The sequence below is a fragment of the Flaviaestuariibacter amylovorans genome, assembly GCF_039541815.1.
GTDB lineage: Bacteria > Bacteroidota > Bacteroidia > Chitinophagales > Chitinophagaceae > Flavisolibacter > Flavisolibacter amylovorans.
Window position 1 is genome coordinate 74,255 of the sequence record NZ_BAABGY010000008.1, and the last position, 19,179, is coordinate 93,433.

Annotated in this window: 17 protein-coding genes and 1 pseudogene; 8 read left to right on the top strand and 10 right to left on the bottom strand. The window is 48.0% G+C overall.

All coding sequences use genetic code 11. The features are described 5' to 3' along the window. Positions 1-292: 292 nt before the first annotated feature. Positions 293-1,186 (bottom strand): annotated as a pseudogene (locus ABD937_RS23895) (recombinase family protein); the annotation flags it as partial. Positions 1,187-1,427: 241 nt separating this feature from the next. After that, positions 1,428-2,357, bottom strand: coding sequence for a MerR family transcriptional regulator (locus ABD937_RS14055; protein WP_345256387.1), 930 nt, complete (start codon positions 2,355-2,357; stop codon positions 1,428-1,430). Positions 2,358-2,494: 137 nt separating this feature from the next. Here ABD937_RS14055 and ABD937_RS14060 point away from each other — a divergent pair, with 137 nt between their 5' ends. Further along, complete coding sequence (locus ABD937_RS14060; protein ID WP_345256388.1) at positions 2,495-3,070, top strand: hypothetical protein; 576 nt, start codon at positions 2,495-2,497, stop codon at positions 3,068-3,070. 323 nt (positions 3,071-3,393) lie between these two features. Here ABD937_RS14060 and ABD937_RS14065 read toward each other — a convergent pair whose 3' ends face one another. Continuing rightward, complete coding sequence (locus tag ABD937_RS14065; protein ID WP_345256389.1) at positions 3,394-4,092, bottom strand: PKD domain-containing protein; 699 nt, start codon at positions 4,090-4,092, stop codon at positions 3,394-3,396. A gap of 445 nt (positions 4,093-4,537) precedes the next feature. Here ABD937_RS14065 and ABD937_RS14070 point away from each other — a divergent pair, with 445 nt between their 5' ends. From ABD937_RS14070 to ABD937_RS14095, 6 genes are all read left to right on the top strand, one after another. Beyond that, positions 4,538-5,713: a tyrosine-type recombinase/integrase gene (locus ABD937_RS14070; protein ID WP_345256390.1), complete on the top strand. Its 1,176-nt coding sequence runs from the start codon at positions 4,538-4,540 to the stop codon at positions 5,711-5,713. Positions 5,714-8,063: 2,350 nt separating this feature from the next. Beyond that, positions 8,064-8,327, top strand: coding sequence for a hypothetical protein (locus ABD937_RS14075; protein ID WP_345256391.1), 264 nt, complete (start codon positions 8,064-8,066; stop codon positions 8,325-8,327). A 485-nt stretch (positions 8,328-8,812) separates the two neighbouring features. After that, positions 8,813-9,343 carry a hypothetical protein gene (locus ABD937_RS14080; RefSeq protein WP_345256392.1) on the top strand — a complete coding sequence of 177 codons (531 nt, stop codon included), beginning with the start codon at positions 8,813-8,815 and terminating at the stop codon, positions 9,341-9,343. Positions 9,344-9,987: 644 nt separating this feature from the next. Beyond that, positions 9,988-10,380, top strand: a complete 393-nt coding sequence (locus ABD937_RS14085) for a hypothetical protein (protein WP_345256393.1) — start codon at positions 9,988-9,990, stop codon at positions 10,378-10,380. A 1,473-nt stretch (positions 10,381-11,853) separates the two neighbouring features. Next, a complete protein-coding gene (locus ABD937_RS14090; RefSeq protein ID WP_345256394.1) occupies positions 11,854-12,060 on the top strand; it encodes a hypothetical protein in 207 nt (68 codons plus the stop codon). A gap of 465 nt (positions 12,061-12,525) precedes the next feature. After that, complete coding sequence (locus ABD937_RS14095; RefSeq protein ID WP_345256395.1) at positions 12,526-12,921, top strand: response regulator; 396 nt, start codon at positions 12,526-12,528, stop codon at positions 12,919-12,921. Positions 12,922-13,073: 152 nt separating this feature from the next. Here the strand turns inward: ABD937_RS14095 and ABD937_RS14100 are convergent, their stop codons facing one another. The 4 genes from ABD937_RS14100 to ABD937_RS14115 form a co-directional block, all read right to left on the bottom strand. Continuing rightward, the gene (locus tag ABD937_RS14100; RefSeq protein WP_345256396.1) at positions 13,074-13,214 is read right to left on the bottom strand and encodes a hypothetical protein; all 141 of its coding nucleotides are present in this window, start codon (positions 13,212-13,214) and stop codon (positions 13,074-13,076) included. A 511-nt stretch (positions 13,215-13,725) separates the two neighbouring features. Next, on the bottom strand, positions 13,726-14,121 hold the full coding sequence (locus tag ABD937_RS14105; protein WP_345256397.1) for a response regulator: 396 nt from the start codon (positions 14,119-14,121) through the stop codon (positions 13,726-13,728). A gap of 401 nt (positions 14,122-14,522) precedes the next feature. Continuing rightward, positions 14,523-14,795 (bottom strand): hypothetical protein, encoded by a 273-nt coding sequence (locus tag ABD937_RS14110; RefSeq protein WP_345256398.1) that lies wholly within the window; start codon positions 14,793-14,795, stop codon positions 14,523-14,525. Positions 14,796-15,223: 428 nt separating this feature from the next. Beyond that, positions 15,224-16,159, bottom strand: a complete 936-nt coding sequence (locus ABD937_RS14115) for an alpha/beta hydrolase (protein WP_345256399.1) — start codon at positions 16,157-16,159, stop codon at positions 15,224-15,226. Positions 16,160-16,779: 620 nt separating this feature from the next. Between ABD937_RS14115 and ABD937_RS14120 the strand changes: the two genes are divergently transcribed. After that, entirely contained in the window at positions 16,780-17,310 is a 531-nt protein-coding gene (locus ABD937_RS14120; protein WP_345256400.1) for a GAF domain-containing protein, read from the top strand. 217 nt (positions 17,311-17,527) lie between these two features. Here ABD937_RS14120 and ABD937_RS14125 read toward each other — a convergent pair whose 3' ends face one another. From ABD937_RS14125 to ABD937_RS14135, 3 genes are all read right to left on the bottom strand, one after another. Continuing rightward, positions 17,528-17,848, bottom strand: coding sequence for a hypothetical protein (locus ABD937_RS14125; protein ID WP_345256401.1), 321 nt, complete (start codon positions 17,846-17,848; stop codon positions 17,528-17,530). Positions 17,849-17,891: 43 nt separating this feature from the next. Beyond that, a complete protein-coding gene (locus tag ABD937_RS14130) occupies positions 17,892-18,341 on the bottom strand; it encodes a response regulator (protein WP_345256402.1) in 450 nt (149 codons plus the stop codon). Between the two features lie 351 nt (positions 18,342-18,692). Then, positions 18,693-18,977, bottom strand: a complete 285-nt coding sequence (locus ABD937_RS14135; RefSeq protein WP_345256403.1) for a hypothetical protein — start codon at positions 18,975-18,977, stop codon at positions 18,693-18,695. Between the last annotated feature and the right edge of the window lie 202 nt (positions 18,978-19,179).

Here is a 19,179-nt window from a genome sequence, read left to right on the forward strand (position 1 = left end):
TCCGGTTAAACGTTTCGGCATTTACTTTTCGATCCACATAGTCGTCTTCGAGGTTCCGGAACCGCTCATCGTTTTTCCGGAGGTCCTCCTCGATCTTTTCTTTCGGACGCACCTTCTCGGAGCCCTTTGTTTTGAGCAGTTGTGCGAGCATCATCTTAAAGAGTGTAGCTGCATTTTTGTTGAGCTTGATTTCTCCTAAAATGGTTTCTACCTGCTCATGCACGCTGGATGTTCTAAGGCGCACCGCGTGGCAATGATTGCAGTGGTAGTAGGCATGATGGCCATTTCTACCCTTCGAAGCGCTGCCGGTAAGCGGGTTGCCGCAGTTGCCGCACAGAATCGCACCGCGGAGCGGAAACTCGGGCCGGGCGGACTTGGCCTTTACAAACCCCCTTTCCTGCAGCCGTCCCTCAAGAGAGGCCTGCACCTTGGAAAAAAGCTCTGTGCTGATCAGACCCTCATGGAGTCCGTTGATCCAATAGCTGGAATGGTCCTCTGCTTTGACGCGCACCTCGCCTATGTAAACACGGTTGCGGAGCAGGTCGGAGAACGTAGACCGGGAGAAGTATTTGCCCTTCTTTTTGATCAGCTCACGAACTTCCGCCTGTGTCTTTCCCCGTGCGATCAAGCCAAAAGCTTCCCGTACAAGTTCCGCAGATGGCCCGGGCTCGATCCGCGGCTTCCCCTTCTCGTCCCAACACCGTTGGTAGCCGAAAGGCGGTACGCCCAGCCAGCGTCCTTCTTTTTTGGCGGCGCGTACCCCCGTGGTAATCTTGATGGAGCGTCTGCGATTATCAATATCCGGCAGCGACAAATACACCGCAAGGATCATTTGGTTTTCCGGAATCGAGAGGTCCAAGGGTTGCTCAATGGCCTGCACTTCGACGCCATAGCCCCTCAACTTTTCGATCATGGCAAAGGACTCTGTCAGGTTCCGGGAGAACCGGCACCAGGTGGTGACCAGCAGCAGGTCGACCTTGCCTTTGTTTGTCTTTATGAAGTGCAGCAGCTTTTTGAACTCAGGACGGTTGAAGTTCTTGGCAGAGTGATCTTCCCGGTAGGTCTGTACAATGACGTGCCCTTCTTTGTCGCAAAAAGCCCGAAGCGCCTCCTCCTGATTTTGAAGGCTATAGCCTTTGGCCTGTTCATCGGAGCTTACCCGGGTTGCCAGAATCACTCGTTTCATGTTTTTGTTCGTTTTTCTCGTTCAAGAAAATATCACAATTGATTTCGGCCAGTTGCCACAGTATGGTGGCAATCCGCGCTACCTCGCCCTCGCTAAAAGGAAGTTCTGCGCTTTTGTTCAAGACACGCATGCAGGTTGTTAGGTCCAACATCGGTATCGGTGTTGCGGCCCTGCGTCCTGTAGCTCAGGTACGTGGGCGGTGTGACCATGGACCCTGGGATGTCCGGTATCCTTATTCTGTTCATAGCTTATGTTTTTGCGTCTTTTTAGCCGAGACAGGCTTGCCGTTCTCTGTTACAATCTCAATGTTCTCATAGCCGCCGGCGAGGATGAATTCTTTTAATCGGGCTTCGCCGTTTATTTTAAGTTCCTGGGTGATGTCCATTCTATCCATCTTGCCGTTGCTTTTGAAGTAAACAGTTACCGATCTCGGTGTTCCCTTTCGAAGCAACCCGATAAGCTTCCGTTCCTCTTTAGAGTATACTGTGTCGGTGAGTTTCTCCTGGATGTAACTTTTTGAAAGAAATTTCCCCACTATAGTGTTGACACAGAGCGAAATATGCGCAGATCGCTTTACCTCCTTGATTAAGAGGTTGCCAGGGATGGTTAGGTCCGTATCCTCTTCGCAGGGAACGTGATTGCCATCTTTGTTTATGAGCACATGAAGGGGGCGTCTGCGAATCAGAACGAACATGATGTATTGCAGGAGGTAGCTTGTCTTAAACTGAGCTAGCTCGTCCTTCTTTTCTTCAATAAGGTCCAACATGGTTTTTGCCTGCAAGGCAGTAATGCCCAATTGGGACTGGAGGGCATATAGGATTTGATCCGGATTTCGGTCTATCTGCTCATGTAGCATATCCAGACCGGAGGTGTCAAAGAGGGCTTGCTTTAAGTTGCTTATAGCTTTTTTTCCCATACCTAAGTCTCGGAGTTCCTTCACCATACCAAGCCATACAAGATCTATGAACGAAAATTTGCGCCGTCCCTTTTCATCGTCTTGATCAGGGAGCAAACTGTGTTCACCTTCTTTCCAGTAATTCAAGATCCTCGCATGGTTGTCGATAAAATTCAATGCCTCCGAAGAATAATCCTTTTGATAGAGCAGTGAACAGAATGTCAAGTGGTCCTCTTCGGCCACATCAAAAATTGGATCTTTCTTTCCTTGTTGCATAAATAAAAAGTCCGTTTCTAAATTACGTCTTTGTAAAAATAGCACTTAAATTTACAAATACGTAAAATAATACTTTATAGCCGTATCTACCCGTATATACGGGTAGATACGGCTATAAAGTACAAAACTAGCCTACCATGAAAACCGCAAAGAACTATAAGAAGACTTGTCTTTTTTGTGACCGCTCTTTCGAATCAAATAGAAGAACAGCAAGATATTGCTGCGACCGGCATGGCTCTCTTTACCGACAATCGCGCCGGGAGCAAAATATGATCTCTGTAACACAGGACCGAAAAGTTGTATTTGAAAGCAACTCGATAGATAAGCTCAGATTACAACTTGATCTTTGGGATAAGTGGATCATGAGTTTTCAGGAAAAAGTAGTTCTGGAAGTACGCGAACGTTTTGAGAGGCACAATACGGCGCTTACGACAGCTTTTGATTCAGCCGATTGGCGAGGCGGCTTTAGAAGGAGGTGTATGGTTGATGCATCGACGCTGAACTTACAATTTGGATACAATGGCGAGTTTCCAATTGCGAACGGGTTGCTTTTTGTGGGTGAATTTGTGTTGGAGTGTGCGCCCATTGAGGGCTTTTACTGGATTACGCCGCTTTATTACTTTATAATGAACGAGGCGACCTTAAAATCCATTCGATTTGTCCCGCGGCAAAATTTAGTTCATTCGATCCAAATTCCGGATAAGCCTGTTTAGCTCCAGATGATTGGCTCTTGTCTGGTATAGAATTTCAAGGGTCGATTTTAGAATTGAGGTGATCTCTCGCTGTTCCGGTCGCGTGGCGGTTAGTCCGCGGAGCACTTTTTCAATTTTTTGGTCTAGTTCTTCAATGAATTTCTCAGGGTACATCAAATTTGCATTTTGTAGTAAATATTCCTTGAGCTTGAAGTGGGGCCATTTTTCTACTTCTGGCACCTTGCCAGCGAAGTCTCGAACATGGCCTTACTTCTAATTTGATGCCGCATAGTTTGGAAAAGAAGAGGCGATTCATATTTGAATCGCCTCTGTTGCTCAATTTTTTATTGCCATTGTACAGTGAATCTAAGTCCGTTCGACCCACTGAAAGTCGTGGGGTAGGAGTCGGATTCTTCGGTGCCATTATTATACAGGGACGGAATAAAGGAGGTGAAGTATAGTTTGCTGTCTGAAAACGTTCCCGTCTTCCAAAGTTCTATATTATAGGTAGCAGACAAATTGTTTAGTGCCGGACCAGCAATATTGTAAGACAGTGGCACTGAAGCCGGGTTGATTGAGGTGTTTGCCGACTGCCAAAGTGTTGTGCCTGCCGCGCTGGTGATCTTGAAATACCCGGTAAAGGTGCTGGTCTGACTTTGAACGGAAGTCACCTTTAACCCGATGATCTTGACTGCAGTATGGGCCGGCAGTATCGTAATGCTTTGGATGGCGCTATGAGATTTTGAACCGGATCCGGCAGCGAGCCGTACCGTATAGGTTCCTGCAGCGGCATAACGGTGCTGCGGCTCCCGCGTTCCAGAGGTGCCACCGTCTCCGAATGTCCAGTAATAGTCGTTGGCGTTAGTACTCGAATTTGAGAACTTGAGTGTCGCAGGGGCATGCAGGTTACTTGCGATAGCGGAATAAGTAAAAGAAGCGATAGGATCAGGGGAGTTGTCACTGCCTTTTTTCGAGCAAGCGAAGAGGAAAAGGAGTGCGGCAAAAGAGGCGGGGGCTGCCAGATGGCTTTTTTGAAAGAACATAGTTTGGTCGTTTGGGATTCTTCCTGCCCCCGGGGAAGAGTGTTTAAATGAACAGCGTGGAGACATACACTTACCCGCTCCCAGGCCGACCAAGGCCTATACACAGAATAAGGACGCTCCACGCCTTTCGGGTGGCCAACGCTGCCGGTATTCTGTGTAGTTCTGCCTTTGATTTGGTCGTTCGGGAGCAGATAGCGTAACGCGGCTAATATGTTACTAAGCCAAAAGTAAATGTTTCTTTCAATGAAAAGGATCAGTTGATAGTGTATTTCCAGGCATTGGTATGTTTAATTCGCGAACTCAGTTTTGCAATATGATGTGCGGAGAGAACCCGTTTTTTTGGAAAGTTTGATGGGAATCCCACAGTGCTTTGGCAGAAAAAAGCAGTTAAGCAGGTGGTGCAACACCATGGCCATGGCCAAGTGGAGGTGGAACTTTGAGGTGTATGGAAAAGATACACATCACCCTGACCGCCTTTTTTCACCGGGGCAAGGAGCGGATCGGCGTGCCGGTGCCGCGGGAGCGCAGAGACCTGGAGGCGCTAATCCGGGGGCTGAGGGATGCCGCCTGGAGCCGGACACGGGGTTGCTGGTACCTGCCCCTGAGTCAACTGCACTACGATATCATCAGGCGGGCGCTGGCGCCCTATGTGCACCTCGATATCACCGTGCTGCGCAGCTACCTTGAGGAGCGTAAAGCGGTTCTAGCGGTATCCGGCGTAGTAGAGCGCCCTAAACGGCAGGCCGGGGAGTTGCAGTCCCGGCCGCTTTCCGAGGAAAACCTCGAAGCGTTCAACCGCTTCCGGAACCTGCTTCAGCTCCGGGGCTACAGTCCGAGCACGCAGCGTACGTATTGCAGCGAGTTCCACTACCTGCTCCGTATTCTGGGGGCAACACCCGTAGCGGGCATGACCCGGGAGCTGGTACATAGCTACCTGTTGCTGCTCTTGCAGGAAAAGCAGTATTCCGAGGCGCACCTGCACACGGCGATCAACACGCTTAAGTTCTTTTTTGAGCAGGTGGAGGGCCGGGAGCGGGAATTTTATGACCTGCCACGGCCAAAAAAGCCGATGACGCTGCCCGCCGTGCTGGCCAAGTCGGAGGTGCAGTCTATTATCCAGGGAGTGAAGAACCTGAACCACCGCACGCTGCTCATGACTGCCTATAGTGCCGGGTTGCGGGTCAGCGAGCTCGTAAACCTGAAGATCGTAGATATCGATTCCAAGCGGATGATGATTCATATCCATCATGGCAAGGGAAAGAAGGACCGGATGGTGGCGCTGAGCGATAAGCTCCTGGAAGTCCTGCGGCAGTATTTCCGTGAGTACCGCCCGAAGGTCTATCTTTTTGAGGGCGAGAACGGCGGTCCTTATAGCGCAAGGAGTGCGCAGGAAGTGCTGAAGGCGGCGAAGCAAGCGGCGGGCATCACTAAAAAAGGGAGCATTCACCTCTTCCGGCACAGCTTTGCGACGCACTTACTCGAGAGCGGCACCGACATCCGCTATATCCAGGACCTGCTGGGGCACTATGACCTAAAGACAACCGTGCGGTATACCCATGTGGCCAAAAAAGGCCCGAACATGGTCCGAAGCCCGCTCGACGACTTGGATCTGAATCTATAATAACGTGGCAACAAAAGAAACGCAATGCCTTGCATCCGCGTTTCTCAAATAGTCGGAATCGGTTTTATTATGCGCAATCATGTTGCCCTATAAGAAAAACGCAAAGGGTTTTTGTTGAAACCGAGGTAGTTAGGAAAGTAGTGCTGATTTTGCCAGACGGGCGGAATTGCGGATATTTAAGTGTTACACGCCAGCCTACAGTCCGAAAGTAAAGTGCGATGGGGCTTCTTCCTACTTTGATACGAATAGGTTACATATTACTTCTTACGTTGTCGCTGATTGGCTGCGGTCAATCCGACTCATCCGACGGCAGCAAGCACGTTGTTTCCGATACCGTCACAAGGAGTAATAAAGAGCGCCGTATCTACAGCGACTCTTTGCTTTCATTCGACGACGCCTCTTTTTTTGGCATTCCGATAAAGGGTGCTATCAGCGAAAATGATTTTCAAAGGTATAAGGCAAACTATCGCTCTAAATGTGCTTTCAATAGTGCTCAGATGGACGTCGGATCTAACTTGTACATTATCAGTAACTGCAATGAAATTTGCGAAACATATCTAGCCGAGCCTGCGACAAATAAAAAATTGTTCTTGCCCTCAAATTTCGATCAAGGTATTATAAATCTTTTACCTTCTCCGGATTGTAAAAGACTGATAGTATTTTCCTCGTATGACATGCCCAGTTATGGAGATTTCTATGACCATAGGTCAGAACTATATTCGTTCACGATAAAGATTGAGCAAGGACTCGACGGAGTAAAGCCAGCTTCAAAAGTTTTCTCTAGAAAGTGGTCAATGGCAGATGTGACATGGGTTGACGACAGTACGGTTGCCGTAAAAGTTTACTCAAACACACAGCCCGCCGATAAAGATTACAAATACTATCTAGTCGAACTTTGAAACAGTCTTCGATGGAGACTCGCTCTTTAAGTGACCGGCCGGCGTGTAACATGGGCTGTTGCGCTATGGCCTCCGATCAGTCCAAAAGGTTGTAAATTCATTCTCGGCCACAGCGCAAAGCCCTGGTCGTTGGGCGCAAGCCTGCAGTCCTCAGGCCGGATATTTTGCGTTCGCTTCGCGCTTTTTGTGTTTTTCATCTTTCCCTACAGTTCAACGATCGTAGCGGCGACTCCAATTGAGCTCGTTACTTTAAAGGCCGGCCGCCTTTGGTGTCCTAAAGAGCTGGTCTCTGCTGCTTCAAGTTTTGGGTCAGCGAGAAAGTGCTACGGCTTAAGGCGGCCTTGCGTACCTGTTCTATTAGCTGGGTTTCAGCATCATTTCCTAAAGCGGGACGTCGGGGATAGTCTGCGTCCGATAAACGGCCAGCGCCCAACAGGGGCTGTGCCGCTATGGCCTGCGAGCTTGCGTTATAGTTCGTAGATTCGTTTTGGCCACAGCGTCAAGCCCTGTCCGTTATAGCGCTATTGCCGGCCGGTCTGTGGCTGTCCTATAGTTCCGCCGCATCAGGAGTTCGGCTGGGAGACCGTTTTCCCCGCTTGCTGCTACCCTCCGAAAGCGGGTAGATCCACCAGGAACCATCGAATCGTAAAAGGAGCTAACCGCGGGCGGCGGCGAGCGTCGAAGCTTTGCTTCAGTAGCGGAGCCGCGCCCGCGGTAGCGAAGTTCGGGACTCTTCGTCACATGGGCCGGGGTGGGGGACTGGGATTATTCCCGGAAATCCTGCTTTTTTCACCGCAGCTGCACGGTGCAAACTACAGTCCTGAAAGATCAACGGGTCCGCTTCCCAGCCGACCGCGAAGAGCCACTGCGTAAAGCCTTGTCTTGACGCAATGGCTCTTCGCTACTCCTGATGCTGGTGGCTGCTTCCGGCCGGACAACAGCGCATAACACGGGCTATTGCGCTAGCCTCGGTCGTTTATAATAAATATCTTCACGAAAGCAGACCGGCCAGCGCAAAGCCCTGGTATGTTGGGCGCAAGCCTGCAGTCCTCTAGTCTGGATATTTTTCGTTCGCTTCGCGCTTTTGTGTTTTTCATCTTTTCCTACAGTTCGACGATCGTAGCGACGACTCCAATTGAGCTCGTTACTTTAAGGGCCGGCCGCTTTTGGTGTCCTAAAGAACCAAGTCTACTCCGCTTTAGGATTTCGGTCAGCCTGTAGGTGCACGGGCCTAAGGTGGCCTGGCGTACACCATCGATCGAGTTCTGGCTCAGCGATATTTCCTAAAGCACGAAGTCGGGGACAGGCTGCGTCCGATAAACGGCCGTGCGCCCAACAGGGGCTGTGCCGCTATGGCCTGCGATCATTCGTTATAGTTCGTAGATTCGTTCTTGGCCACAGCGTCAAGCCCTGGTCGTTGGGCGCAAGCTGCATTCATCTAATTCGAAGCTATGGGTAGCCATTTGTTTTTACGTGACAGGAACGGGCGTGCGGTGAAGGACGTTGCAAAAGAATTGGCGCAGACTAATGGGCCCTTGGAAGTCATCTATTTGCTTCGTCAGCACTTTCCAGAGCTTTCCTTAATTGAAGCGAAGGAACTAATGATCATCGCAACAACGGAATTTGGATCGCTCGAAGAGTATCAAGCTAATCTATTCGGGTCGCTAGATGATGAAGCTTCCAACGATGGGCCCACTATGGAAGGGGACAAATAAGTTCACATATGCTTAATCCCACAAATAGCTTCGCCTGCGCATAACATTTGCTTTTCCATACCACCATATCTTATGTCAAGAAGTATACATATTGCCAAACGAAATTTCCAAGGGCTCTCTAAGAAAGAGCTCGACGAACAAGCGACAGACCCATATTCAGAGTTGTCTCAGTGGGCAAGAAAGTCGGAGACTAAGAAAACTGCCCGCGCATTTCGGCGAATCCAGAGATCTGATTTCGCAACTGGTAACAATAGCGATTGAATGGTAGGAGCTAATTTTGTTCTCAACCATGAAATTCACGGAAGGCACTTTTGTTTCTAGGAGGACGCGACTCTTCCAACTAGCCCGCCTGCGCCCAACATGGGCTGTTGCGCTATGGCCTCTCGACATTCGTTATAGTTCGTAATTTTATTCCCGGCCACAGCGCAAAGCCCTGGTCGTTAGCGGCTATTTGTTTTGTTCCAGACGTCGTTTAAAGTGTAAAAATGGGAGGTTTGTTTCTTCTTTTAATATTATTCCCGCTGGCTGCAGTCGTAGTAATATCATTAGGAGTTTCAAGAGGCCGGCCATATAGGAAGGTGGTGGTTGGCTTTTGGCTCAGTGTTTTAGCGGTTTTATTTATTAGTATTATTTTTCGGATAGTTTCAGCAAAAAAGGAGCTTGAGAAGGAAGATTTTTACGGAGAATACGTCATAGATCGCAATTATTTTCCAGGCAAACAAGCAGACTGGCAGTATGAAAAGTTTAAGCTAGAAATCAAGGAGAATGATTCTCTTTACTTCTATGTGTTGGAAGGAGGGAGCGTAGTAAAAACCTTTCGTGGTACCATTACGACAGTAAGACCTTATAACTCGGATCGATTGAAAATACAGATGGAAGCGCCAACGCATCATGTTTTGGCAAGGAACCCGACAATCTATCGTACTGCTTGGAGCTTCTATTTGGTGTTTTACTCTCCTAGATTTCAAAATGTTTATTTTAGAAAAGGGCGTTGGAAACCGCTCGGTGGGACTTGACAAAGTTGGCGGTTTGGATATAATATAATACATACATGCATCAGGGCCAGACTCCGGGGACAAAACAAACAGCCGCTAACATGGGCTATTGCGCTATGGCCGGTCGTTCGAACTAAAATCATTTCCTAACTTTAGGCCACAGCGCAAAGCCCTGGTCGTTGGCCGCAACCTCCAGTCTGAAGTGGCCGAGAGTTCATGCTCCGCGATCATAACGCTGCTTTTCGCACCATTCCTAAAGTTCTACTTTTCGGCCGCCAGCTTCGTAGACAAGTTCGACGAACCGAGACGCCACCACCCGACTTCTTCGATTGTTTCTGCGAAAGACTTTGCTGCCAACTTCTACGACGGCTGCGCGGCCTTGTTCGCATTTAGTTCGCGGCACCAATGCGGGGACGGCTTCCGGATTTGCTTCGCGACGCCGGCGCAGCTGCGGGTCAGGAAATGGCGGCTTGGCTAAATCTTCGTAGCTCGGAGCGTGAAAGCACGAGCCACTCTGATCGATCTGGTGGTTTCTGTGTCTTAAAGGCCGGCTGCGGCCAACATGGGCTATTGCGCTAGGCTCGGTCGTTTATAGTTAATATCTTTCCTAAAGCACTTCGCCCAGCGCAAAGCCCTGGTCGTTAGCGGCAAGCCTGCAGTCCTCTATGGAAGAACTTGAGAGAATAGAACTAATGTTCGACAGCTTGCTCTTTCAGATTTCGAAAGGGCTAACCCACGAGAAATTGGAACAGGGTTATCGTTGGGATTCCTTCCAGCAGGTAGGCCAATGGAAACTTCGGTTCGGGTTCAAGTTTAACGTTTATTCAAATGACCATCTCATTGACGGTAAGCCTCATTTCCATTTCGATCATCCAGGTGACGGTATTTTTTGCAAGGTCGACTTTGATGGGAATGTGCTCGAGTCAAAGGGTGGGAAGAGCGTCCCAGATAAAGTGCTAAAAGAACTCGACTACTTTCTTTACAAGCAGGGAGGCAAAGTGCTACTAAATGACCTGTGGGTACGACTCAATCCTACACTTGGGCCGGCCTGCCGCTAACATGGGCTGTTGCGCTAGCCCCGGTCGCTTCAGTTCAAATCTTTTCCTAAATTCATGGGGCCAGCGCAAAGCCCTGGTCGTTATGCGCCACCTGCCTTCCTTGAGAGGAAGTTTGGCCAGCCTCACTAAAGTAGCTTCGGTTTTTCGGATCATTTCCTCAGTTCGACTATCGCGCCGACTGCTTCGTAGGCAGCTTCGACGTAAGTTTGGCGCCGCCCGCTTTCCGCTTCGCATTGAGCGTTTAGCTGAATACTTTGTCGATAGCTTCCATAACGGCTTCGCGCGGCCTCATCGCAAGAGTAGTTTGTCGTGACCGGGACGCGATAGCTTGCGAAAGGGCTTCGTCGCAGCCGGACGAGGCCGCGCTAACAGAGCGGGCGGCTGGGGCACAGCTCCATAGCGGCAGTCGTGACGGGACCATTCCTTTTGACCGATTAGCTGGTTCTTCCATCCTAAAGTCCGGCGGCGCATAACATGGGCTATTGCGCTACTCGCCGCTGCACCGCTTCCTAAAGTGCTATAAATGTCCGAAAGCACTAACTTCATTACTGCGGCGGCAGCGCAAAGCCCTGTCCGTTATGCGCTATTACAGTCGTTTAAATTTAGGGAGTTATATACAAGACTACAGTAAATCCTAAAAGTGATCAGAACCGTGTCTTAAGTTTACAGTGTAGCCAGAGTTTGCAAATCAACAATCTCTCGCCAACTGCGATAAGTTGTAGAATAGTCGCATCCGTCGACAAGCAGTTTCAATAAATTGTCTTGGCCGACGTACATTGCACTTGTACCATCGACGCAGGTCGATTGGTTCATACGAATAATACGCCCTGCCATTACTGGTGGGGCTTTTTTGACAGTCCTTTTCCGATTTGCACTTTTGTATCGGTTCTCCTAAATTAGAGCCACAACTTATGGCTCTGAAGAATGAGATCGTCATAGTACGGGGGGTTCAGTGGATTGATAGACCCGCAAGGACTAAGGGACGTTGTAGACCTGAGCTTGCCCATTGAAAAAGCAAAAGTCTTTCTTTTAAGTTTGACAAAAAAGGAAGAGGCCAATGGATGGCGGTTATGCCTAAATATTCGGGTGGATGGTCACGAGATGATGCTGACCTGCCTGCACCCTGACAGGTATATGGGCGCGTTGTGGGATAGCGCCGACGCCAACAAGCATTTTGAGGGAGTAGCCGATGCGGTATCCTATATATTAGTGCATTGTGCGGAGTCGATTGTTTCACACCCGGGCTTTCGCGCACACTTAAAACATTAGCAACCTGGATTCTTTTGTAACGGTAGAACATAACCGTGCTCTATTTTTCATACTTTTAGAGGCCTTAGAAAAACATACCGTATTCCCAAGCTTACCCCTATATGAAAGCCGAATCCGGGCAACCGGGCGGCTTTCTTTGCTTTTTGACCGGGGTGCGTTGGGAGATGAACCGAATGACTCGTTTTAAATGCAATCAAATAGAGTATGAAGTTGATGCCGGAGTGGATTGAGATGAATGCGGAACTCGCGGACCTTTCGCGCCAGTTTGCTGACGGGGTGCGCAGCAAGCGTTCATTGTCTCAACTGAAAGAACTTAACTCAAGGATAGTCGCACTATTGCAAAAAATGAAGAAATACCGGGAGCAGTTTGGTGAGATTCTTGGCACGCAGGACCCAGGCTCCAAACTATAGCTTAAATGGCAACCGACGCCCGCAGATCCACGATCTCTTGCCACAGGTCGCTCAGTAGCCGCACGTTTGCGTTATCAGTAAGCAGTTCGGCGTATGCCGTCTCTAAAGTGCTCAATCGCGCTATCAACTCCACTTTCTCCACAAGTTTTTTGTTTAGATCCTAAATTTAATACTTCTACAAATTATTGTGTCCTAAATACACCATCTTTGCGCTATGCCTAAGGATAAGTACCGACGGTCGCCTAACCAGCCAGTGTACGTGTTTGCACTTATTTTAATTGTTCTAACATTATTGGTGTGCTTTTATTTTCTTTTCGCACACCGGTTCGGGCTATAGGGCTACTAAGTTCTATTTGATTATACGGGCTGAGATTAAATGCGGCTAACTCACAGACGGACTTTGAGACTTGCGGCTGCAATTGGTTTCATCGAAATGCAACAGAAGACCTACATTGTAGCGGAAAGATGACCCCGCCAAAACTGATACTATGTGCCGATCACAGTGCAGAAGCAAGATACTTGCTGGCGGTTATTTTCGAATCCATCAATGACTATGAGCTGATCACTTTTCGAAGCGGTCAGGAACTTCTCTTCTACCTCGGCCATAACATGCCAGGACAAATTTGCGGTGTGATACTGGACAAGGATATGCCGATGATGGACGGAGTGGAGACCCTGCTTGAGATCCGCAAGAGACCTTCGTATAAAATCACTCCCGCCATTATCTATTCAACAAATGAGAATTTAGGAGGCCGGCGCATGCCATTGAATCTGCACGGGTGGTTTTTTCAAAAGCCAAATAATCACACAGAAGCACGATTGTTCATAGAGAAAATCACCGAACTGTTCAGTTGCCCTTAAAGAAGCGAGATAAAAAGCTTTTGAGTAAAAAGGCCTTGGCGGCGGGATCTTAACCAGAATTGAATCAAACTTGATGGAAAAACTGGACAGAGGTGCAATAGATGAAAAAGAGTTTGCTTCACCGAATCGACTCTAAAAATGTGCCTTAGCGCTCATTGCTCTACAAAAGCGCGAAGGCGGGCGATTTCATTCCACAGGTCATTGAGCTCCCGCATTGAGGCTTCGTTGATTAGTAAATCGGCATACTGGTTTTCCAGAATACTTAATTGCTCCCAAGCCTCAGCAACACTCATAGAGCTGATTTAGACTACCAAGATAGTATTTTCAAAATGGGGCTTTTAGAAAAACAAGACATTTAGCTCAATTGACGGCACTATCTCCATGATAATGTTGATGAAAGTTTCTAAGCAGCTATACCAATTTTGATGTAGCTCAATCGCTTATGTGTAGTTTCTAAACATTAAGGAACTAAAATTAAACAGTCAAAGAAGGAAATATTCTTGCTTCTATTTTCCTATTTTATGGAATGTTTGCACTAAGAACGAGACAGAGTGCCGTTCCTTGTTTTATTTGTAGCGTGGAAACGAATACTTTTTGATGAGGGATACTTACCCGATCCTATTACAGCGCGCCTTTAGAAAGAGGCATGATCAAACCTAAATACTGTAAAAGAAAGAACGCCGGCTGCAGTTTGCCAATTGCTGGTCATGTAACTCAAGTTTCTACAAAATATAGTAGCGGGGGCTCTCATCGCGCTACGTCTCTTGCAGTCTTTTCAACGCCAAGCATATTCATAAACCCGAGTTATGAGCCACAAAGCTTAATGATCCTATCAGCAACAGCATTTATTTCTGCCATTGAATTGGGCTTTTGCACTAAATGGACTTTGAGGGTGGATTGTGCCTGCGTAAAGTTCCCGGCTTGGACGTTTGTGGAGTAAAGGACAACGGGAGTATGCTCGAACGCTTTCATCTGACGAATCCGCTCCAGAGACTCGATGCCCGTGAACTGAGGCATGTTTTGGTCCAAAATAATGAAACAGACGTCTGGCGATGGGTTCGTCCCCAAGAAAGTAATAAGTTCCACTCCCGATTCGAACAGCCTGAGCTCGTAGCCGGTATGCGAGAGCCAGGCTTCTTGAAGGCAGAAACGGTCGTCCTCATCGTCATCTGCGTAAAGAACAAGTTTAGCTTGCGACATAATTGAATTAGAAAGGTAAAGCTTGTTCTATTTGGATGCAACTATTTTGGGTCAGAAAAGCCGGGTGCGCACCTTTTTTCTGGTAGGCGTGTCTGAAATGGGTTACTTCTCCAGAGAGTATTCAGAAAAAGAGGAGGCAAAGATATGTGCTTCAAACTCTATGGTAGTAACCTCACGTCCTGCTTGCCGAGTTTTACTGTTAAGGTATGTGTACGCGAATCTACCTCGATATGCTGAAGTATAATCAAATCCGCGATAATCTGAGTGCTTGGAAAGTGTAGGGTCTGCCTCTCCCAGTCTAACCCGCAAAGGCCGTAAAAGGCCTGTATGCGCCTCAGACATACTTTTTCCAAGTATTTAGCACATCAGGAACAGACGTGAAATTGATTGGATTGTGGAAATCACCAAGCGGCCTGTCCGGCCTGACCTTCGTGGTGTGCGATGGCGATAGTCAATTGGGCTTCCACGTCGTGAATCCAGAGCGGTACGACAGGCGCATCGACAATCTTCCAGGCTCCTCCCGATGAGCTCCGCTCCATGTGGAAAAGATATGTTTGCTCTTTTTGATCGTTCACAGAAACATAATAGCGTTGCATTCTTCCTGCGAGGAATGGACGAAACTGGAAGTTAAGCGGAATACCAGCTACAGGTATTTTCGCGGAGAAAGGGGTCATGGTCAAGCGTTTAAGGGTACTATAGTTCGGGAAGGTATGGAAGACAGGCGACTTTCGCGTTCCAGATTGGAAGACGTCTGCGTGAGAGTGCAAAAACCTGCCCATTGATTCCGATCCAACAGCATAACCCCTGTTAAAACAGGGGTTGTAGCATTTAGTCAACTGTATTTGGCAAGGAATAAGTACGGCAGCAATACTCAAAAGTAGGGATATAGTTCGATCAACAGGTATTCCCGTTGACTCTTGATTTGGCAAAGTATTCTTTCTGAGAGCTGGGGTTATTCGGATAAATACATCATATACAACTACCGATATACTGCAAATTCGACAAGCAATGGTTACTAAGCGGACCTGTCGCCTCGCCCCTTGCACAAAAAAGCCCCCGTCGAAACGGAGGCCTCTTAACCAAAAGTGAAGACCCACCATCACTATTTTAAACGCTTATTAAGAAACTCTGCTGCTTCGCGCTGTGCCTCAGCCGCCTGCGGCAGCAATGTAGCCATACCAAAGAACTCATGGGTGACTCCTTTGAAGTCCTCATAGTCGGTTGTTACACCAGCTTGCTTAAGGCGCTCCATCAACATTTTTCCCTCATCGTGCAGCGGGTCGATCTGTGCCGTAATAACGATTGTTGGCGGAAGACCTTTCAGGTTGGCATTTACAAGCGATATGCGCGGGTCAGCCGCTTCCTGCATGTTATTTAAGTAATGCTTGGCAAACCACTCCATCATGGGTTTGTTGAGTGGCTTTGCATTGGAATAGCGCGTATAGGAGCCATTATTCATGTCGTTGTTAGCGACTGGGTACACAAGCAATTGTGCTACCGGCAACTTGATTCCATTGTCGCGGGCCATGATACTGACATTACAAGCAAGGTTGCCCCCTGCGCTTTCGCCGGCAACCGCAATCCGGTCAGGATTGCCTTTCAAAGATGCTGCGTTCTGATGCACCCACTGGTACGCGGCAAAAGCATCGTTATGTGCTGTCGGGAACTTATGCTCAGGTCCTTGCCGGTACTGCACGGAAACGACCACTGAACCGGTCTTCTCCGCCAGGGCCTGTGCTGACGGATCATATGTGTCCAGATTGGCAATCACCCAGCCACCACCGTGATAATAGACGATCATGGGGTTAGCGGCATTGCCGTTGCGGGGAGTGTATAAACGGATCGGCAGATCAGCGCCGTTGACGCTTATAGTACGGTCAGATTTATCTACCATCGGCGCTGGCATCATGATTCCGTTCTCTTTCATAACATCCATCACCGCGTTGGTAGGCGTGGGTTGCTTGCGTGCATCCTGAGGGGTGAGCGTCTCGATCGGTGGCGCACCGTAGCTCTGAAGCTTTTCAACCACTACCTGCATATTACTTGTAATATCCGGTGCCCAGGAAGGCTTTGGGCCTGCTGGGCTAAGCCGTGCTTCATTTGCCGATTATTATATTAGGAATCGAAAGTCTTCCTGGTCCCGGCGCCGATGCAAAATCTGCGCTTCTGTTCTTACAGAAAGGTGAGCATTACGACTTAATGTTACTATACACTTGCTACCGCTTCAAGCAGAAGGGAATCAGGAACTACTACTTGGGTACGAATGTTTCTCCGAAATCGTTGCACAACGCAGTGAGGCAGAAAATGCCCGACCTAATTATTACCTACCTGTGTCCGAATCAAAAATTGAACAGAGAATACTTTTTCCGTGAGAATATTGGGTCAGTCGGTGGTGATGCGGTAATCGTCTGCGCCAAAGGTTCGCAAAACAATCCTGACATTCACGTGATTCATTACTCGGAATTGACAACAGCTGAATTCGTCTAAGTTGTCAATTGCAACGTTGTCGAAACTCATTTGATGGGAAGGGCTCTTTTTGGCGAGGGTGTTGCGTGACGCCCTTGCACCCAATATCGGAATGGATTTCGCTCCCTTCTTGACAAAGCAGTGCAGGAATTGTATCGGGCGTAAAGTATTTTCGCAGGTCAACTATTGCGCATGGATAACAGCTTTGGCAAAAATATCATTCCCGAAAATGAGAGAGCACGTATTGATGTTCTTAGCAACCACAACCTTTTGGAAAAAGTACCGCAAGGTTATTTCAATAATCTGGCTCAGATTGTAGCTAAGACCTTTGATATGCCTATTGCCTTGGTGTCACTTGTCAAATCCGAAGAGGTAGAATTTATAGGCAATAAGGGGATGGAGGGTACCAAATCGGCGCCGCGTGGCGTCAGCCTATGTTCCCTCGCCGTTTTAGGTGATCAGCCGATTGTGTTCCCCGATGCTCTTGAGGGGCCTTGCTTGCTCGCGAACCCGCTCGTTCGGGGGGAGTTCGGACTAAGGTTTTATGCAGGGGCGCCTATTATATCACCCACCGGCGAGTCGATTGGAACCGTTTGCGTAGTCGACAAAGGAACCCGGGACTTTTCGGAGGAAGACATAAGGATGCTGCAATATTTTGCAAACGTGGCCATGAACGAGATCATCGCCCGAGTGCAAACGTTGAAGGGAACCCCAGGTGGCTAATACCTTAGGCCCCTTATCGTACTTTGGAATTACGACCTATGTTCACGCCTTCAAATCGCTCTTTTATGGTGGCAGGTAGTGACAATTAGCAATAGGTGTCTCAATTCATTCCTACAGCCACATTCACAACGCAGTCGTTCTATTCAGAAGAAACGCTGTTATCAATCAATAAGTTAGCTATATTCAAATGGGGTAATTTGGTATATAAATCCCTAATTTAATACAGTTGTTTTTCTTCGCGTTGCGCGGCTTCCAAGCAATATGCGATGAGCAAACAAAGACCGTTTTTCTTCACGCCAAATTTGCGCTCGGCATCCACGGCATTCGCCATGCTTTCAAAGTAGCGTTCTGCCCTGTCTAATTCGTCAGGAGAAAAGAGACTGAGATCGAGTTCGCCTGGAAACTTTTCATGCAACCACGGAATGACCCTTCGATTATCGATGAACAATGTGGTTTCACCATAATCTAAATGCTCGCCTTGGTCAACAAGCGCATTCAAATGAAATCCCATAAACGTGTATAAGAGAGGATGTCGCATATCGAGATTTATACTTTTTAAGCGAGTTGCGGAAATAGGTGGGTTAACCCCGTTTCCGGTTCTGATCGAGGCGGTTTTTTAATTCGTCCGCGCAGTGCTCCAGCATTTTTTCGATTAGGGGATCGATTTGGCCCGTGTGAATCGGCTTAGTCTGAAAGGTTGCATGATAGCGTCTGGCGTATTCCGCGTCTTTAGGCATGGTGGAGGTCGAAAACAGCACGACTGGCAGATCTTCATAGTCGGCCATGTTGCGTATTGCCCGTAGCGTTTGCTTGCCGTCAAGTTTGGGCATATTGATGTCGATGATCACCAGACAGGGTTTTCTTTCCCTGTCAAGATCTTGAAGGAAGTCGAGTAGCTGCTGTCCGTCCCGAAAGGAGACCAATTCTATCACATGCTCGTAACGGCTGAAAGCGTCCCGGATCAATTCATGATCGTCCAGGTCGTCATCCGCATATAGAACGAGGCTTTTGGTTGGAAGAGGCTTGGTCATAAGCTGTTGAGTGTACGCAATAAAAATATGCACAAGTCCCGTTCAAACACTGTCTTATCCTTGAATAAGTTAAGACGACAACAAAAACCATAAAATGATGATTGCCACTACAACCAGCGAAATAGCCCCGTAGAGAATTGTACGCCTGTCATCGCGCCGGTATTTGTCTTTAGCCATCGGCAGGGACTAAGAAGAAAGGCGATCAAGGCAATGATTAAGAACGTCCGCACAACCTGGCCATCAGTGACCGTCATTTTCTTCTTCGGCATTTAATGCAATGTTTGGAAACCGTGTATTGATACGTCACAAACATAAGTAAAAACGCTTAATGCTTCGCAGGGGTAACAAAGGTTATTCCCCTTCCTCCGCTTTATCATGATCGAGACCTCGTACGAAGATTTGACCAATATATGGCTGCAGAAAATCCGCGCTGTCGGACGCTGTCAGTGACGCAATCTCTCTGCGATAGGATTGATAAACGACTTCGACGTAGAAGCCGTAGAGTTGAAAGAGAATAGCATTTTGCCCTGAAACAATCCGTTTGCCCACGAAAACAGCGTCTTGATGAAGCAGCTGGAGTTTCTCTTGTTCGGAGAGTTCTAAATATTGAGCGAGGGTCGTCACCTTTTTCGTCATTCGAGCGCAATTGTTGTAAATATCAGTACGATACCCCGGACTTCCATCGTTGGGCTAGAAAGATCACCTCTTGGTCCAAGCCCTTCTATAACGTTATAACCATAAAGCGTAGACGTGAAATCAAAATAAATATTTTTTTAATCTGTACAACCGAAATAAATTGCTCCTTGTCTTAAGACTTAAAGCTTATACTCAATTAAGG

Coding starts and splice junctions, on each gene's coding strand:
- ABD937_RS14055 (WP_345256387.1), bottom strand. CDS start 2,357: ATGCAACAAGGAAAGAAAGATCCAATTTTTGATGTGGCCGAAGAGGAC.
- ABD937_RS14060 (WP_345256388.1), top strand. CDS start 2,495: ATGAAAACCGCAAAGAACTATAAGAAGACTTGTCTTTTTTGTGACCGC.
- ABD937_RS14065 (WP_345256389.1), bottom strand. CDS start 4,092: ATGTTCTTTCAAAAAAGCCATCTGGCAGCCCCCGCCTCTTTTGCCGCA.
- ABD937_RS14070 (WP_345256390.1), top strand. CDS start 4,538: ATGGAAAAGATACACATCACCCTGACCGCCTTTTTTCACCGGGGCAAG.
- ABD937_RS14075 (WP_345256391.1), top strand. CDS start 8,064: ATGGGTAGCCATTTGTTTTTACGTGACAGGAACGGGCGTGCGGTGAAG.
- ABD937_RS14080 (WP_345256392.1), top strand. CDS start 8,813: ATGGGAGGTTTGTTTCTTCTTTTAATATTATTCCCGCTGGCTGCAGTC.
- ABD937_RS14085 (WP_345256393.1), top strand. CDS start 9,988: ATGGAAGAACTTGAGAGAATAGAACTAATGTTCGACAGCTTGCTCTTT.
- ABD937_RS14090 (WP_345256394.1), top strand. CDS start 11,854: ATGAAGTTGATGCCGGAGTGGATTGAGATGAATGCGGAACTCGCGGAC.
- ABD937_RS14095 (WP_345256395.1), top strand. CDS start 12,526: ATGACCCCGCCAAAACTGATACTATGTGCCGATCACAGTGCAGAAGCA.
- ABD937_RS14100 (WP_345256396.1), bottom strand. CDS start 13,214: ATGAGTGTTGCTGAGGCTTGGGAGCAATTAAGTATTCTGGAAAACCAG.
- ABD937_RS14105 (WP_345256397.1), bottom strand. CDS start 14,121: ATGTCGCAAGCTAAACTTGTTCTTTACGCAGATGACGATGAGGACGAC.
- ABD937_RS14110 (WP_345256398.1), bottom strand. CDS start 14,795: ATGACCCCTTTCTCCGCGAAAATACCTGTAGCTGGTATTCCGCTTAAC.
- ABD937_RS14115 (WP_345256399.1), bottom strand. CDS start 16,159: ATGCAGGTAGTGGTTGAAAAGCTTCAGAGCTACGGTGCGCCACCGATC.
- ABD937_RS14120 (WP_345256400.1), top strand. CDS start 16,780: ATGGATAACAGCTTTGGCAAAAATATCATTCCCGAAAATGAGAGAGCA.
- ABD937_RS14125 (WP_345256401.1), bottom strand. CDS start 17,848: ATGCGACATCCTCTCTTATACACGTTTATGGGATTTCATTTGAATGCG.
- ABD937_RS14130 (WP_345256402.1), bottom strand. CDS start 18,341: ATGACCAAGCCTCTTCCAACCAAAAGCCTCGTTCTATATGCGGATGAC.
- ABD937_RS14135 (WP_345256403.1), bottom strand. CDS start 18,977: ATGACGAAAAAGGTGACGACCCTCGCTCAATATTTAGAACTCTCCGAA.